The organism is Pseudonocardia sp. TMWB2A (assembly GCF_017312135.1).
Genome location: NZ_QKQY01000001.1, coordinates 687972 through 703244 on the forward strand (window position 1 = coordinate 687972; position 15273 = coordinate 703244).

At 56.4% G+C, this 15273-nt stretch carries 14 protein-coding genes and 1 tRNA gene; 7 read left to right on the forward strand and 8 right to left on the reverse strand.

All coding sequences use genetic code 11. The features are described from left to right. Positions 1 to 8: 8 nt before the first annotated feature. The 6 genes from murJ to DMP17_RS03205 all read right to left on the reverse strand — a co-directional run bounded on the left by murJ (position 9) and on the right by DMP17_RS03205 (position 4448). A complete protein-coding gene (gene murJ / locus DMP17_RS03180; protein WP_337827634.1) occupies positions 9 to 1277 on the reverse strand; it encodes a murein biosynthesis integral membrane protein MurJ in 1269 nt (422 codons plus the stop codon). Then, a complete protein-coding gene (locus DMP17_RS03185) occupies positions 1274 to 2236 on the reverse strand; it encodes a glycosyltransferase family 4 protein (RefSeq protein ID WP_337827635.1) in 963 nt (320 codons plus the stop codon). Before DMP17_RS03185 ends, murJ begins: the two co-directional genes overlap by 4 nt. A 134-nt stretch (positions 2237 to 2370) precedes the next feature. After that, positions 2371 to 2446, reverse strand: a tRNA-Lys gene (locus tag DMP17_RS03190). Between the two features lie 54 nt (positions 2447 to 2500). After that, the gene (gene folK / locus DMP17_RS03195) at positions 2501 to 2998 is read right to left on the reverse strand and encodes a 2-amino-4-hydroxy-6-hydroxymethyldihydropteridine diphosphokinase (RefSeq protein WP_337827636.1); all 498 of its coding nucleotides are present in this window, start codon (positions 2996 to 2998) and stop codon (positions 2501 to 2503) included. 20 nt (positions 2999 to 3018) lie between these two features. Beyond that, positions 3019 to 3495, reverse strand: a complete 477-nt coding sequence (locus tag DMP17_RS03200) for an RNA pyrophosphohydrolase (protein ID WP_337827637.1) — start codon at positions 3493 to 3495, stop codon at positions 3019 to 3021. After that, positions 3492 to 4448: an alpha/beta hydrolase gene (locus tag DMP17_RS03205; RefSeq protein WP_337827638.1), complete on the reverse strand. Its 957-nt coding sequence runs from the start codon at positions 4446 to 4448 to the stop codon at positions 3492 to 3494. The genes DMP17_RS03200 and DMP17_RS03205 overlap by 4 nt, the downstream gene beginning before the upstream one ends. Before the next feature lie 199 nt (positions 4449 to 4647). On the opposite strand from DMP17_RS03205, the gene DMP17_RS03210 reads away from it, so the two are divergent. The 4 genes from DMP17_RS03210 to DMP17_RS03225 are packed head-to-tail and all read left to right on the forward strand — an operon-like array spanning position 4648 to position 10098. Then, the gene (locus DMP17_RS03210; RefSeq protein WP_337827639.1) at positions 4648 to 6537 is read left to right on the forward strand and encodes a 2-oxoacid:acceptor oxidoreductase subunit alpha; all 1890 of its coding nucleotides are present in this window, start codon (positions 4648 to 4650) and stop codon (positions 6535 to 6537) included. After that, positions 6534 to 7565: a 2-oxoacid:ferredoxin oxidoreductase subunit beta gene (locus DMP17_RS03215; protein ID WP_337827640.1), complete on the forward strand. Its 1032-nt coding sequence runs from the start codon at positions 6534 to 6536 to the stop codon at positions 7563 to 7565. Before DMP17_RS03210 ends, DMP17_RS03215 begins: the two co-directional genes overlap by 4 nt. Positions 7566 to 7568: 3 nt before the next feature. Further along, positions 7569 to 8870 carry a cyclopropane-fatty-acyl-phospholipid synthase family protein gene (locus tag DMP17_RS03220; RefSeq protein WP_337827641.1) on the forward strand — a complete coding sequence of 434 codons (1302 nt, stop codon included), beginning with the start codon at positions 7569 to 7571 and terminating at the stop codon, positions 8868 to 8870. A 19-nt stretch (positions 8871 to 8889) separates the two neighbouring features. Further along, entirely contained in the window at positions 8890 to 10098 is a 1209-nt protein-coding gene (locus DMP17_RS03225) for a serine hydrolase domain-containing protein (RefSeq protein WP_337827642.1), read from the forward strand. A gap of 5 nt (positions 10099 to 10103) precedes the next feature. On the opposite strand, the gene DMP17_RS03230 is transcribed toward DMP17_RS03225, so the two are convergent. Together DMP17_RS03230 and purF are read right to left on the reverse strand one after the other, a co-directional pair. Then, entirely contained in the window at positions 10104 to 10817 is a 714-nt protein-coding gene (locus tag DMP17_RS03230; RefSeq protein ID WP_337827643.1) for an SDR family NAD(P)-dependent oxidoreductase, read from the reverse strand. 17 nt (positions 10818 to 10834) lie between these two features. Beyond that, on the reverse strand, positions 10835 to 12349 hold the full coding sequence (gene purF / locus DMP17_RS03235) for an amidophosphoribosyltransferase (RefSeq protein WP_337827644.1): 1515 nt from the start codon (positions 12347 to 12349) through the stop codon (positions 10835 to 10837). A gap of 124 nt (positions 12350 to 12473) precedes the next feature. Here purF and hisI point away from each other — a divergent pair, with 124 nt between their 5' ends. From hisI to DMP17_RS03250, 3 genes are all read left to right on the forward strand, one after another. Beyond that, positions 12474 to 12851: a phosphoribosyl-AMP cyclohydrolase gene (gene hisI / locus DMP17_RS03240; RefSeq protein WP_337827645.1), complete on the forward strand. Its 378-nt coding sequence runs from the start codon at positions 12474 to 12476 to the stop codon at positions 12849 to 12851. A gap of 126 nt (positions 12852 to 12977) precedes the next feature. Continuing rightward, the gene (locus DMP17_RS03245; protein ID WP_337827646.1) at positions 12978 to 13418 is read left to right on the forward strand and encodes a MerR family transcriptional regulator; all 441 of its coding nucleotides are present in this window, start codon (positions 12978 to 12980) and stop codon (positions 13416 to 13418) included. Between the two features lie 50 nt (positions 13419 to 13468). After that, a complete protein-coding gene (locus DMP17_RS03250; protein WP_337827647.1) occupies positions 13469 to 15271 on the forward strand; it encodes an acyl-CoA dehydrogenase C-terminal domain-containing protein in 1803 nt (600 codons plus the stop codon). Positions 15272 to 15273 lie beyond the last annotated feature (2 nt).

A 15273-nucleotide genomic window follows, 5' to 3' on the forward strand; every position in this document is an offset into this window, starting at 1 on the left:
TGTTTCAATCAAGAGGCCGGGGAAACACCATTGCGTCGGCGCAGGTATAAACCCTGTAAAATGAGCGAGGTCGTGTAGTAAATCGAAACCCCTATAGCAAGACCTTCCAGCCCGAACAGGCGGAAGGTTACAATCTTTAGCCCAATTCCGATAGTGAAGGAAATGCTTCCGATGATGGTAGGTGTTTTGGTGTCTCCACGGGCGTAATAGGCTCCGGCAACTAACGATCCCCCGGCACCCGCAACCATCATGCCCCCTGCCAGTGTCAATATCATGACGATATATTGGGCATCTGCCACGCTGAAATTTCCGACAGATTCAAAATAGGGAAGCAAAAGGTAGATAAACCCGATTCCAGCGATCAACCCGCACATAGACAGCCCTAGAATGAGCACCATATTATGTCGGTAGATACGCGAATATTCCGTCTCATCCCCCGATTTGAACGCATAGGCGAGTTTGGTGATAGTAGGGGTTGCAATGACTTTGGCGAATACTTGCGACCCTGCGCTCAAAATTTGTTGCGCGATGTAGAATAACGAAAGCGAGCCTGCCGGCAAGGAAGACAGGAGAATACGGTCAACAACAGGATCCATTTTATAATATGACCCTCCAATCAATACCGGTCTCAACTTTGACCAGGCTTGTTTTATGAAAGGGCGTGAAAAATCGGGGCGTGCGGGTGCATCTGTAACTTTCAGCAACAGGATAGATGTCAGAACAGCCCTTGCGACCAATATCCAGGATGCCAAAATGCCGTCGCCGTCCCTGACAAAGAACAAAGCCAGAAGAATGGCAATAAGATTGGCGATGAAAGCGGAAAATTCGACCCATTGGAACTGGTTACGCGCATAGGCCAAGCCAATCTGGATTGCATTGAACCCTGCAAAGATGATGACCAGAATATTGATACGGGAGTAATGAAGCAGCAAAGCCTTAGCTGATACGGAAAAGCCGGGCGCAATCCATCCGGTCCACCAAGGCGCCAGAAGGATAAGCAAAATGGTCATGCCCGTAAAAATAGCGGACGTAATGGCAATCAGGCTCCACGCATCGACCCGCTGCTCTGCGCTGTTTTCGCCGGTCAACAAGGGGGCCACGATACTGGTAAGCGAAGCCGCAATCACCGACGCGAAAAGCTGTGGTATTGTCATGGCGGCAAATAATGCGTCGGATTCAACGCTTGCCCCCAATTTTGTTATCAGGAGCCATTGGAACAGGATCATGCTTGCAAGATTGGCAATGCTGATTGCTCCGAGTTGAAGGATACGCTTCACGAGCCGTTATGCGAATTATACAGGATAAGGAGCGCTGCCGGAACAATTGCGAGTATCCAATAGATGAAAAGGCCGCCCGGCCATCCGAACCGGTCCAGCAATATATGATGGAGATGGTTGCGGTCTGCTGCCATAGGGGATTTTCGCTGCGCCATGCGTGTTATGATAAGCCGTGCGGCATCAAAGGTCGGCACGAAAAATAAAGCCATGATTTCTTCGGCGGCTATTTTGTGGCGCATGAACGGACCGGGCATATTATATGTGATGATCGTGAGAAGCGCGATCGAAGTAGCCAGACCATAAGCGCCTCCATCCCCCAGAAATAATTTTCCGCGCAGGTTGAAAATGAGGAGGGGAATCAAAATCGCGATGATGATTTTGATGAGTGGGGAAATGGCGGGATCGGTGCGCAGCAATAAAAGGCACAGCCACCCGATCGACATGCCGATTACCAGACCGTTCTTCCCGTCTGCCATATTGACAGCATTGATGAGGGCAACACAGCAAAAGGCTGTAAAAATGACCGCAATGGGGACGTTTACGAGGCCAAGTTGGAAATCCAGATAATAGAAATCCAGGGTCCGTAAGCGGAATGTCGGATCAATGGTCGCCAACAAGATGAAGATAAGAAACGAAAAAAGCAGGCGGGAACGCGGGCTTAAGGCATGGCGATCATCTATAATACCAAGTAACGCCATAGCCAGTAACGCTGTGAGGTAGCGTATTTGCGTAATGGTCCAAGTGTCTATGTCGGAAGACAGGAATATAAAGGCCAAAGACGCAGGAATACCCGCCAGCGCCAACACAATGCCGCCTGCTAATGGTGTGGGAACAGCATGTAATTTACGCGCATTCGGCAGGTCCATCAATGATAGTGACGAGCAAAGGGGGCGTGCATAATGACAGGTAATAAAGCTCGCGACGAGAGCCATCAGTGCCAAAATATTTTCCAAGCTCACAATGTCACCTTTGCGCTTATATCAGCCGGAGCTACAGGAAAAATGCAGCAATGAAAGGCATCCACTACTTGACGGAGAAAGCCTGAAACTTCTCTGGCACCTATCCATAAACATCCAACACCATTGCGAATGCGTGGTGAGCCCTGCTGGGTTCGAACCAGCGACCTACTGATTAAAAGTCAGTTGCTCTACCGACTGAGCTAAGGGCCCCAAGCGTCCATGACGTTTGTGAGGCGCTCCCCCTAGTAAGCGATGGGCTTGCGGTCAACCATCTTTCAACGCCTTCTTGCGCAAACGGGCAAATAAATGTCGCACCATGAGCTTAGTGACCGGATCTCGCCAGTCCGCCGCAATGTCGTTTGCAGGGCGCAGGACGAAATCGCGTTCGCGGAAAAGGATATGCGGGATGGTCAGGTTTTTGCTGTGAAACGCGCCGCCATCCCATAATATAATGTCGAGATCGAGCGTGCGGCTACTCCATCTTTGCCCGCGGCGGCGGCCGAAGTGGGCTTCGATTGTCTTGAGTTTGCGCAGCAGCTTTTTTGGCGGGTAGGGCGTCGAGACCAGCGCCGCACTATTGGCATAGCTGCGCGTCGATGGCCCGATCGGAAGGGTAGTATAAATGGGCGCAGCGGCCACCAGCATGATGTCTGTCTGTTCAAGCGCCTTTAAGGCCGCCCCCAGCACGGTGCGCGGGGGGCCGAAGCGGTGATGCCGCCGGTTGGAGCCAAGGGCGATCAGATAATGGTGGCGCTGCGCCATAACGGGGGCAGGGATCTTCCTCAGATTAATTCCGCAAATTCGGCAACCACATTGCGATAAAGCTTTTCCTTGAACGGCACGATGAGCGCAGGCAGCTCTTGCGGATCAATCCATTGCCAAGCGCGGAATTCCTGATGGTCGGTTTCGATATTCACATCGCTATCCTCGCCGGTGAAGCGCATCAGGAACCAAGTCTGGCGCTGGCCACGCCATTTGCCATGCCATAATTTGCCGATCAGCTCTTCGGGCAAGTCATAGAAATGTTCGTCCGACGAGCGCGCCAATATGGTGACATATTCGCGCGCAATGCCGGTTTCTTCCTCCAATTCGCGCAAAGCCGCGATTTCGGCATCCTCGCCCTCGTCAATCCCGCCTTGCGGCATCTGCCAGGCTTCGGTGCGCGTATCGAGCCTTTGCCCGACAAAGACTTTGCCGGAACGGTTGACCAGCATGATGGCGGCGCAGGGGCGGTAGGGGAGGCTGTTTATATCGGTCATGCCCTGACCAATAGAGTATCGAGCATCGCGCGCAAGGCCGTAAGATTGGCGGTAACATCTTCTTGCGCAGACGGAATCGCTTTGCGCAAATTGATATAGCCGTGAATCGTGCCCTCGCTGTTCCGATAATCGACCGGCACGCCTGCCTCTTTCAGCTTTTGCGCATAAGCCGCGCCTTGGTCGCGCAACGGGTCCAGCCCTGCGGTCACGACCAGCGACGGCGGCATCCCGCTTTGGTCATGGTCGAGCGGCGATCCGCGATAATCGGCATTGTCCGGATTATAATGGGCATAAAACCACGCCATACCCTCGGCTGTGAGAAGATGGCCTTCGGCAAAATCGCGCATACTTTGCCAGTCATTGCTGCTGCTGACAGCGGGATAGATGGGGTGCTGGAGGATAACCGGCACCTTGGCAGGGCGGTCGCGCAAGGCCATTGCGGTTACAATGGTGAGATTGCCCCCCGCGCTATCGCCCGAAAGCACAAGGCCGGTCACATCATAGCCAAGCTCCGCCGGACTTTCCGCCACCCAACGCGCTGCGGCTTCGCAATCATCGCTGGCGGCGGGGAAGGGATGTTCGGGGGCGAGGCGGTAATCGACCGAAAGGACCGGAATATCCATCTGCCGCGCAAGTTCCGCGCAATAGGGATGATAGACTTCCAGATCGCCGATGACAAAGCCGCCGCCGTGGAAAAACAGCAGCACCGGACCGCTCCCGCGCTGTTCCTTTATATCATAGAGTCGGGCGGGAATATCGCCTGCCGGACCGGGAATCACTATATCGCGCACAACCGCCACTTCGCCCGCGGGCAATTCCGCAATCGGCCCCATGGCGACCATCATTTGGCGTGCAACGTCCGGCGTGACCTCATGCATTTTCGGGCCTTCAAGGCCGTTGAGAAATCCCAAAAAGGCGGCGACATCGGGACGGGGTGCAGCTATATCGGTCATAAATATCCTCTCGCTTGACAGCGCTTCACAAACAGTGCTGACATTGATGCCAGTAAGCCGGTCATCCGGCAAGAAGGGGACTATAAGAAAATTATTGTTTCAGGCGCGCGCCATTTTTCTACTTTGCGAGATAAGGCTGGCGGGCGTAGGGGGTTCATGTCAATCATTGCGGTTTACGCATCAAGCACGGGAATATTACATGGTAAGCGCAACCTTCACGGTCGATGAAGATACAGAGGTCGATCACGCGCCGCTCGAATCTATGGTCGTCCGCTTTGCCGGGGATTCCGGTGACGGGATGCAGCTTACCGGCGGGCAATTTACTTTGTCGACTGCGCTGGCGGGCAATGATCTTGCGACATTTCCCGACTTTCCGGCCGAGATTCGTGCGCCGCAAGGCACGTTGTTCGGGGTTTCGGCCTTCCAGATCAATTTCGGTTCTTCCGACATTTCGACCGCAGGCGATGCGCCCGACATTTTGATTGCGATGAATCCGGCCGGGTTGAAGGTCAATCTTGATGCGCTCAAGGAAGGCGGTCTCATCATCGCCGACGAGGGCGAATTTAACGAGCGCAACCTTGCCAAGGCCAAATATGCGGCCAACCCGCTCACCGATGACAGCCTTGCCAAATGGCGGTTGCTGTCTTTCAATATTTCGCAATTGACCTTGGAAAGCGTCAAGCCGTTCGGGCTGGGCAATAAAGAGGCGTTGCGTTGCAAGAATATGTGGACGCTCGGCCTTGCGCTGTGGATGTTCGACCGCGAACGCCAGCCGATTATCGACTGGCTCAACAGCAAATTTGCGAGCAATCCGGTGCTGGCCGAAGCCAATATCGCGGCATTGAATGCAGGCCATGCCTATGGCGAAACCGCGGAATTGTCGGGCGATGGCATTAGCCATGCGCGGCTCCAGCATCATATTGCACCCGCTCCCGTAGAGCCGGGCCTTTATCGGACCATCACCGGCGCCGAAGCGATTTCGCTGGGGCTGGTGGCCGGTGCCAAGCTTGCTGGTCTCCCGATGTTTTTCGGCGGCTATCCGATTACGCCAGCCTCGGCGATCCTTCACCATCTGTCGCGGCTCAAGGAATTTGGCGTGACGACCTTCCAGGCGGAAGATGAAATCGCCGCCATCTGTTCGGCAATCGGCGCAAGCTATGCGGGGCAGCTGGGTGTGACCAGCTCGTCCGGCCCCGGTATTGCGCTGAAAGGCGAGGCAATGGGCTTGGCGATCATGACCGAATTGCCGCTGGTGATTGTCAATTCGCAGCGCGGCGGCCCCTCCACCGGCCTTCCTACCAAGACCGAGCAATCGGACCTGTATCAAGCCGTTTATGGCCGCAATGGCGATGCGCCGATGCCGGTCATCGCTGCGCGCTCGCCCGAAGATGCGTTTGAGTGCGCCATCGAAGCGTGCCGTATCGCGGTCCAATATATGACGCCGGTGATGCTATTGACCGATGGCTATATCGCCAACGCCGCCGAGCCGTGGAAGGTGCCGGACATGGACGGTTATACCCCGTTCCCGGTCGAATTCCTCGAAGAAGCGCCCGAAAGCGGGTTTCTGCCTTATGGCCGCGATGAAAAGCTGGCTCGGCCTTGGGTGAAGCCCGGCACGCCCGGCCTGCTCCACCGCATTGGCGGGATCGAAAAGGCGCAAGGCACCGGCCATCTCGACTATTCGCCCTTCAACCACCAGGCAATGACCGACATTCGCCGCGACAAGGTGAACGGGGTCGCCGCCAGCATCCCTGACCAAGAGGTTGATAATGGCGAAGCGGGCGGCAAGCTTGCGATTGTGGGCTGGGGTTCGACCTATGGCCCGATCCGTCAAGCGGTCCGCCGCGCGCGCCGTAAGGGGCAGGATGTCAGCCATATCCATATCCGCCATATCTGGCCGATGCCCGCTAATCTGGGCGAACTGCTCAAAAGCTTTGATCGCGTGATTGTGCCCGAAATGAATACCGGACAGTTGAAAACCGTGCTGCGCGACCAATTCTTGGTCGATGCCAAGCCGCTCAACAAAGTGTCGGGCCAGCCTTTCAAAATTGCCGAAATCGAGGCCGCTATCGAGGAGCACCTCCAATGAACGATATGACCCCCATCAAAACCACGATCAAGGATTGGGAAACCGATCAGGAAGTGCGCTGGTGTCCGGGCTGCGGCGACTATGCGATTTTGAAGGCGGTGCAGCGCACCATGCCGGAATTGGGCGCAAGTCCCGAAAACACCGTGTTTGTAAGCGGTATCGGCTGCTCGTCGCGCTTCCCTTATTATATGGAAAGCTATGGTTTCCACACGATTCACGGCCGCGCGCCCGCTTTTGCGACCGGCATCAAGCTGGCTAATCCCGATCTTGATGTGTGGCTTATCACCGGCGATGGCGATGGTCTGTCGATTGGCGGCAACCATACGATGCACGTCATCCGCCGTAATTTGAACACGCAGATCATGCTGTTCAACAATGAAATTTATGGCCTCACCAAGGGCCAATATTCGCCGACGAGCCGCGAAGGCACTAAATCGCCTTCAACGCCGTTCGGCTCGGTCGACCATCCCGCCAACCCTTGTGCCTTTGCGCTGGGGGCAGGGGGCCGCTTCATTGCGCGCGCATATGATGTGTCCAAACAATTGCCCGATGTTCTGAAAGCGGCCTATCACCACAAAGGCGCGGCTTTTATTGAAATTTTCCAGAACTGCATCGTCTATAATGCTGATGTCTTTGCCGATTTTACCGAAAAGAAAAATCAGGACGACCATCAGCTTTGGGTCAAGCATGGCGAACCCATGCTGTTTGCCAAGGGCAGCAAGGGCATTGCACTTGATGCCGAAAAGCTGACGTTGAAAGTCGTCGATGTGACCGATGGCGATTGGCAAGGCGCGGGCGTGATTGTTCACGACCAGACCAACCGTTCGGTTGCGCATATGCTGGTCGAAATGCCGTTCGGACCGTTCCCGATGGCGCTTGGCGTAATTTATGATGATCCTATGCCGACCTTTGAATCGGCGGTTGTCGAACAGAATCGCAAGCTGGCCGAAGGCAAAATGCCCGACCTGCAAAAGCTCGTCAGCAAGGGCCAGACCTGGCAGGTGGAAAAGCAGTTGCGCGAAGAATAAGTCTTGCGCATCAAGGCGCTTATGAATGTCCAATCCACTCCAAGGGGGCAGCATCTTGTCGCCGCAGACAAAGGAGTGGCATCGCGTGCGCGCTTTTCGCGCTTGTTGGAACGCGGCGGCGCGGCGCTGTTCCATAAGCTCATAGACCGGATCGACGCCGGCATGGAGCATGGCTCGCTGGAAGGGCATTTGCCCGATGGCAGCGTGCGGGTGGTTGGCGGTCGCGGGGCAGGGCCTTCTGGCAGTATCACCATCCATAGCTGGGCGACCTTTGTGCGGCTTGCGCGCTCCGGCTCGGTCGGTTTTTATAAAGCGTGGGAAGCGGGCGAATGGTCCAGCCCCGATCCTGTTATCATCTTCGACCTGTTCATGCGCAATGGCCGCACCTTGGGCAATGTCGCACGCTCGCGCGGCGTATGGAAATATGCCAAGCGCCTGCTCCACCGGCTGCGGGCTAATTCGCGGGCGCAAGCACGGCGTAACATCGCGTTCCATTATGATCTGGGCAATGATTTTTACCAAGGCTGGCTGGACCATAATATGGTTTATTCCAGCGCCTTATTTGCCAAACCTTATAGCCCGTCCGAGCCGTTGGAAGCCGCGCAGCTACGCAAGATCGACCATCTGCTCGACCGGCTCAATCTCGCCCCCGGCAAGAGTTTGCTCGAAATCGGCTGTGGCTGGGGCGGCCTCGCGCACCGCGCCCGTGCCCGTCATGATGTGCGCTATACCGGCCTGACCCTGTCCGGAGAACAAGCGGCTTGGGCACTTGACTGGTTGCAACGCGACGGGCTGGATAAGGACGCGCGCATCGAACTGGTCGATTATCGTGATGTGCAGGGACAATTTGACGCGATTGCGAGCGTCGAGATGGTCGAGGCCGTCGGCGAGCAATATTGGCCCGCTTATCTGGAAAGCATCGCCGCCCGCCTCAAGGCCGGTGGCCGCGCGGCGCTCCAATATATCGCGATTCATGATGCGCTTTTTCCCGCTTATGCCGATGGCGTCGATTTCATCCAGACCTATATTTTCCCCGGCGGGATGCTGCTGTCCGAAAGTCGTTTTCGCGCTATCGCAGAGGGTTACGGGTTGAAGTGGACTAATCAGGTGAACTTTGGCGGTGATTATGCCGAAACGCTGCAACGCTGGCGCGCGCGTTTTGATGCAGTGGTGGAAGCGGGCGCCTTACCTGCCGGTTTTGATGAAAAATTCATTCGTCTTTGGCGCTATTATCTGATGTATTGCGAAGGCGGTTTTCGCGGGGGCGGCATCCATGTCGCGCAGGTGACTTTGGTCAAATCGTAAGAAAATAAGGGAGAGCTTTATGGGTAAGGGCAGGATTTTGCTCGCAACGGCGACGGCATTTCTGGCGCTGGCGGGGTGCAATAATGATACGGTGCAATTGCTGTCCAATCTCCCCAAGGATAAAAATGTTCTGTTCTGGACGCAGGACCAGCGCGATGCAGCGTTTCGCCAGCTTGAAAAGCTGAGCAGTTCGCACACCATCAAGGCCGGTGGTCCGGTCTATCCGCTGCCCGAAGGCAAGCCGATGACCTTCCCGTTCGACATTGACCAATATATGGCCAAGCAACGCAATGCGGGGCTGATTATCGTGCAGGACGGCAAGATCCGTTTTGAACGCTATGCGATGGGTTATAGCAAAGAAGGGCGCTGGACCAGCTTTTCGGTTGCCAAATCCTTTGCCTCGACGCTGGTCGGCGCGGCGGTAAAGGATGGCTACATCAAGAGTCTTGATGATAAGGTTTCGCTTTATATTCCGGACCTTAAAGGCTCTGCTTATGATGATGTCTCGATCAAGCAACTGCTCACCATGACGTCAGGCGTCAAGTGGAACGAGGATTATTCCGACCCCAAATCGGACGTGGCTTTGTTCGCCAAACAGCCGGTCGAAAAGGGCGTCGATATTACCGTGTCCTATATGCGCAAATTACCGCGCGAAGCCCCTCCCGGCACCAAATGGGATTATAAAACCGGCGAGACCAATCTCATCGGCGTTCTGGTATCCAGCGCGACCGGCAAGACGGTGAGCGATTATTTGAGCGAAAAAATATGGAAGCCGTTCGGCATGGAGCAGGATGCAATCTGGATGCTCGGCGAAACGGGGAGCGAGATTAGCGGGTGCTGCATTTCGGCCTCGCTGCGCGATTATGCGCGCTTTGGCCAGTTCATCCTCAATGGCGGCGTTGCGGGCGGGAATAAGGTTCTGCCCGACGACTGGCTCGCCGCCGCCACCACAAAACAGGCTCCGACCGGCGCGCCGGGGCGCGGCTATGGTTATCAATGGTGGACCAATGATGATGGAAGCTTTGCCGCGCAGGGCATTTTCGGGCAGGGGATTTTCATCGACCCCAAGCGCAAGCTTATCATTGCCTCCAATGGCAATTGGCCCAAAGCGACCCATCATGACGATCTGGGACCAGCGCGCGAAGAATTTTATAATGCGGTGCAGAAGCTGGTGGATGCGGAAACAGCCTCTACCGCCGCGTCGGCACCAGCACCCGCCGCAAAATGAGGATTTTAGCGGCCTAGCGCCAGATATTCGGTGCTGTCAAAGCCGCGCGTGACGAGCGCGGCGATGGCATCGGCGACCACCACAGGCTCTTTGAGGCTGGCCGGATCTTCGCCGGGATAGGCTTTGGCGCGCATTTGCGTGCGCGTTGCTCCGGGGTCGACGATGGCGGTGCGCACGGTTGAAATATTGGCCATTTCATCGCCATAAGCGGTGACCAAAGTTTCAAGCGCTGCTTTCGATGCCCCATAAGCGCCCCAATAAGCGCGCGGTGCGCGGCCGACGCTGGAGGTAATCGCGATCACCTTGCCGGCATCGGAACGGCGCAGCATCGGGTCGAAACCGGTGATAAGCGCCTGCTGTGCGAGCAGGTTCAACGTGAGGACGCGGTTAAATTCCTTGGTGTCGATGCTCGTCACTGGCGTCAACGTGCCAAGAATGGCCGCGTTCAACACCAATATATCGAGCGCCTTCCAACGTCCCGCAAGCGCGGTCGCGAGCCGCGCCACACTATCCCCGTCGGCAAGGTCGAGCGGCGCAATCGTCGCCGATCCGCCCGCTTGGTGGATACGCTCCTCCACCTCTTCCAACGCTTCGGCGGTGCGTGCGGTCAGCACGACATGGGCGCCGAGAGCTGCCAATGCTTCAGCGGTGGCCGCACCTATTCCGCGCGATGCGCCGGTCACAAGGGCAAGCTGCCCGTCCAAAGGCTTGTCGGTCATAAACTAAATTTTTCTAATCAGACGATACGCTCGGCGAGCAGGGAAAATTGGTCTTCGACCGCAACTTCGTCATGGTCGGTAAGGGCGGTCGGATAATCGCCGGTGAAGCAGGCATCGCAATGGCGCGGCGCAATATTGTCGCGCACATCTTCGCCCAAGGCTTTGTGCAGCCCGTCGATGGAGAGGAAAGCAAGGCTGTCGGCCTGAATATAGTCCGTCATTTCCTTAAGGTCCATTTTGGCGGCGAGCAGCTTTTCGCGTTCAGGTGTATCGACGCCATAAAAGCAGCTATGCCGCGTCGGCGGGGAGGCGATGCGCATATGCACTTCTGCCGCGCCCGCATCGCGCATCATTTGCACGATTTTAAGGCTGGTGGTGCCACGCACAATGCTGTCGTCAACCAGAATGACCCGCTTGCCGGTAATCAGTGCGCGATTGGCATTATGCTTAAGCTTGACGCCCAAATGCCGGACCTTGTCCGAAGGCTGGATGAAGGTGCGCCCGACATAGTGCGAGCGGATAATGCCCAGTTCAAACGGAATACCCGATTCCTGCGCATAACCGATGGCCGCCGGTGTGCCGCTGTCGGGGACAGGGATGACGAGGTCGGCTTCGACCGGACTTTCGATCGCAAGCTGTGCGCCGATCGCTTTGCGCACCGAATAGACCGATGCGCCATCAACGATGGAATCGGGGCGCGAAAAATAGACATGCTCGAAGATGCAAGGCCGCGCGCGCTGGTCGGGGAAGGGGCGCACCGAGCGCATTTCGCCATTTTGCACAATGACAATCTCGCCCGCATCGACCTGACGGATAAATTCCGCGCCCACCACATCAAGCGCCACGGATTCCGACGCGAATATCACCGCATCGCCTAATTTGCCCATGACGAGCGGACGGATGCCGAGCGGGTCACGGCACGCGATCATGCCTTCTGCGGTCATGCAGATCAGCGAATAAGCGCCTTCCACCTGTTTCAGCGCGTCGATGAAGCGGTCGATGAGCGTGCGATAGCTGGAGGTCGCGACGAGATGAATGATAGTTTCGGTGTCGCTGGTCGATTGGAAAATCGAGCCGCGTCGCACCAGTTCGCGGCGCAACTTGCCTGCATTGGAAATATTGCCGTTATGGGCAATCGCAAAGCCGCCGCTCGACAATTCGGCGAACAGCGGCTGCACATTGCGCAAGCCCGCGCCGCCTGCCGTCGAATAGCGCACATGACCGATAGCCATTTCACCGGGCAGGGCCTTGATCACATCGTCGCGGTCAAAATTGCCCGCCACATGGCCCATCGCGCGATGGCTGTGGAAATCATGGCCGTCAAAACTGGTAATGCCAGCCGCTTCCTGCCCGCGATGCTGCAGCGCATGGAGGCCAAGCGCGACCATAGCGGAGGCGGTATCCGCGCCGGTAATACCAAAAATGCCGCACTCTTCGCGCAGCTTGTCGTCGTCAAATGGGTGAGTCGTCAGCATGGTCCATGTCCGTGGGAAGGCATTGCAGCCCCGCTTTGTCATGATTCTGACGCGCATATAGGTAGCATAGCCCCGTTTGTCGCCCCCTTTATGTCGGTAATGCGACAGGAGGGCGCATCCCCCCGTTTTTTTCCGGGGCTGACGCTTGCAGCCCGCGTCCGGTTACGCCATCAGAGCGGCCATGAGTGATGCACAAGAAAGCAACCCGGAAACCACCGACCGGCTAACCCCCAAATATGATGCCAACGGGCTGATTACGGCGGTTGTCACCGACAAGGAGAGCGGGATGCCGCTGGTTGTCGCGCATATGAATGAAGAGGCGCTCAGCTTGACGCTCGACGCGGGCGAAGTCCATTTCTGGTCGCGCAGCCGTGGAAAATTGTGGAAAAAGGGCGAAACGTCCGGCCATATCTTGCGCTTGGTCGATATGCGGATCGATTGTGATCAGGATGCGGTGTGGGTCATCGCCGAACCGATGGGGCCTACCTGCCACACAGGCGCGAAAAGCTGCTTTTACCGCCGGATCTTGCCCGGTGGAGCGCTGGTGCGCGCCGACTGATTTTGCATTAAATCCTGTATCCAGACACGACTTCACGCATTTTTATTGCGTGACGCAGCGTAAAATATTTGCGTAGGCGCGCGCTTTCCCTTGACGTTAACGTGAACGTCAATTATAGAGAGTCGCATGACTGAAGATCTTGGCCGCTCGCATATCGACACGCCCGATGCTTTGGATCGGGAGAGTTACAGCATCACCGATTTGTCCAACGAGTTCGGGGTTACCGCCCGCGCGCTCCGTTTTTACGAGGACGAAGGATTGATTGCGCCCGCCCGTAAAGGCCTCGCGCGCATTTATTCCAAACGCGACCGCGCGCGACTTGCGTGGATTTTGCGCGGTAAGCGGGTGGGGTTCAGCCTTTCCGAAATTCGCGAGATGATCGACCTTTATGACGTGGGCGACGGCCGCGAGGAACAGCGCCGCGTCACCATCGAACGCTGTCAGGCGCGCATCGACCTGTTGACGCGCCAGAAAGACGATATCGACAGCGCGATTGATGAACTGGAACAATTTGTCCGTTCCATCCGTGATCTCACCCTTGGCCAACGCACACAGGATTTCGGCTGAGGCGTGCCCCTTACCCCTTGCTAACGATCTTACGCGATAGGAGTTAATTCATGCCCGTTTATAACGCGCCGGTAAAAGACACGAAATTCGTGCTGGACCATGTGGTCGGCCTTGAAAATTACGGCAATCTGCCCGGTTTTGAAAATGCGACCCCCGATATGGTCGATGCGATCCTTTCCGAAGGCGCAAAATTTGTCGAGCAGGTGACCTTCCCGCTCAACTATTCGGGGGATCAGGAAGGCTGCACCCGCCATGACGATGGCAGCGTGACCACGCCCAAGGGCTTTAAGGAAGCGTTCGCCAAATATAAGGAAGGCGCGTGGGGCACCTTGTCGGCACCGGAAGAATTTGGCGGTCAAGCATTGCCGCATATTTTGGGCTCGGCCTTTGCGGAATATATGTCGGCGGCCAATATGGCCTTTGCCATGTATCCCGGCCTTACCAACGGCGCGGTCGAAGCCATTCTTGCCAAGGGCAGCCAGGAACAAAAGGAAACCTATGTTCCCAAGATGATCACCGGCGAATGGGGCGGCACCATGAATCTCACCGAACCGCATTGCGGGACGGACCTTGGCCTCATCCGCACGCGCGCGGCGCCCAATGGCGATGGCAGCTACAAGGTTTCGGGGACGAAAATCTTCATTTCGTCGGGCGAACATGACCTTACCAGCAACATCATCCATCTGGTTCTCGCCAAAACGCCGGACGCGCCGGACAATGTGAAGGGCATTTCGCTGTTCATCGTTCCCAAATTCACCCTCAATGAAGATGGCACGCCGGGCGAGCGCAACGCGGTGTCGTGCGGCTCTATCGAACATAAGATGGGGATCCACGCCAACTCGACCTGCGTCATGAATTATGACGGAGCGACCGGCTGGATGGTCGGCGAGGAAAATAAGGGCTTGGCCGCGATGTTCATCATGATGAACGCGGCACGTCTGGGCGTAGGTATCCAGGGCTTGGCGCAGGGCGAAATTTCCTACCAGAATGCCGTCCAATATGCGCAGGACCGCCGTCAGGGCCGCGCGCTCACCGGCCCGCAGGATCTGGACGAAAAGGCGGACACTTTGTTCGTCCACCCCGATGTGCGCCGCATGTTGATGGACGGAAAGGCGCTGACCGAAGGCTTGCGCGCTTTGTGCCTGTGGGGTGCGCTTCAGGTGGACTTGGCCCATCTTGCGCAGACCGAAGAAGAGCGCCAGCACGCTGACGATCTCATCTCGCTCTTGACGCCGGTTATCAAAGGCTATGGCACCGACAAGGGCTATGACATCGCGACCAATGCGCAGCAAGTCTATGGCGGACATGGCTATATCGAAGAGTGGGGCATGTCCCAATATGTGCGCGATGCGCGTATTGCGATGATCTATGAAGGCACTAACGGTATTCAGGCGATGGACCTTGTCGGTCGCAAGCTTGCCCAAAATGGTGGCCGCGCAATCCAGCTTTTCTTCAAGGTGGTCGATGATGAAGTCGCCGAAGCGAAGAATGATGAAGCACTGGCCGATTTTGCCGGTCGTCTGGAAAAAGCCAATGGCGAATTGAAGGCCGCGACCATGTGGTTCATGCAAAATGGCATGGCCAACCCCAATAATGTCGGTGCGGGCGCGCACAGCTATATGCACATTATGGGCATTGTCGTGGTCGGCTTGATGTGGCTGCGTATGGCCAAGGCGGCCAATGAATTGCTGGCAGCGGGTGAAGGCGACAAGGATTTCCTTGAATCCAAGCTTGTGACCGCGCGCTATTATGGCGAACGCATCATGCCCGACGCGGGCGCGCTTCGCCGCAAGATCGAAAGCGGTTCGGACAGCGTGATGGCCTTAAGCCCGGACATGTTCGCGCGCGCCTGATA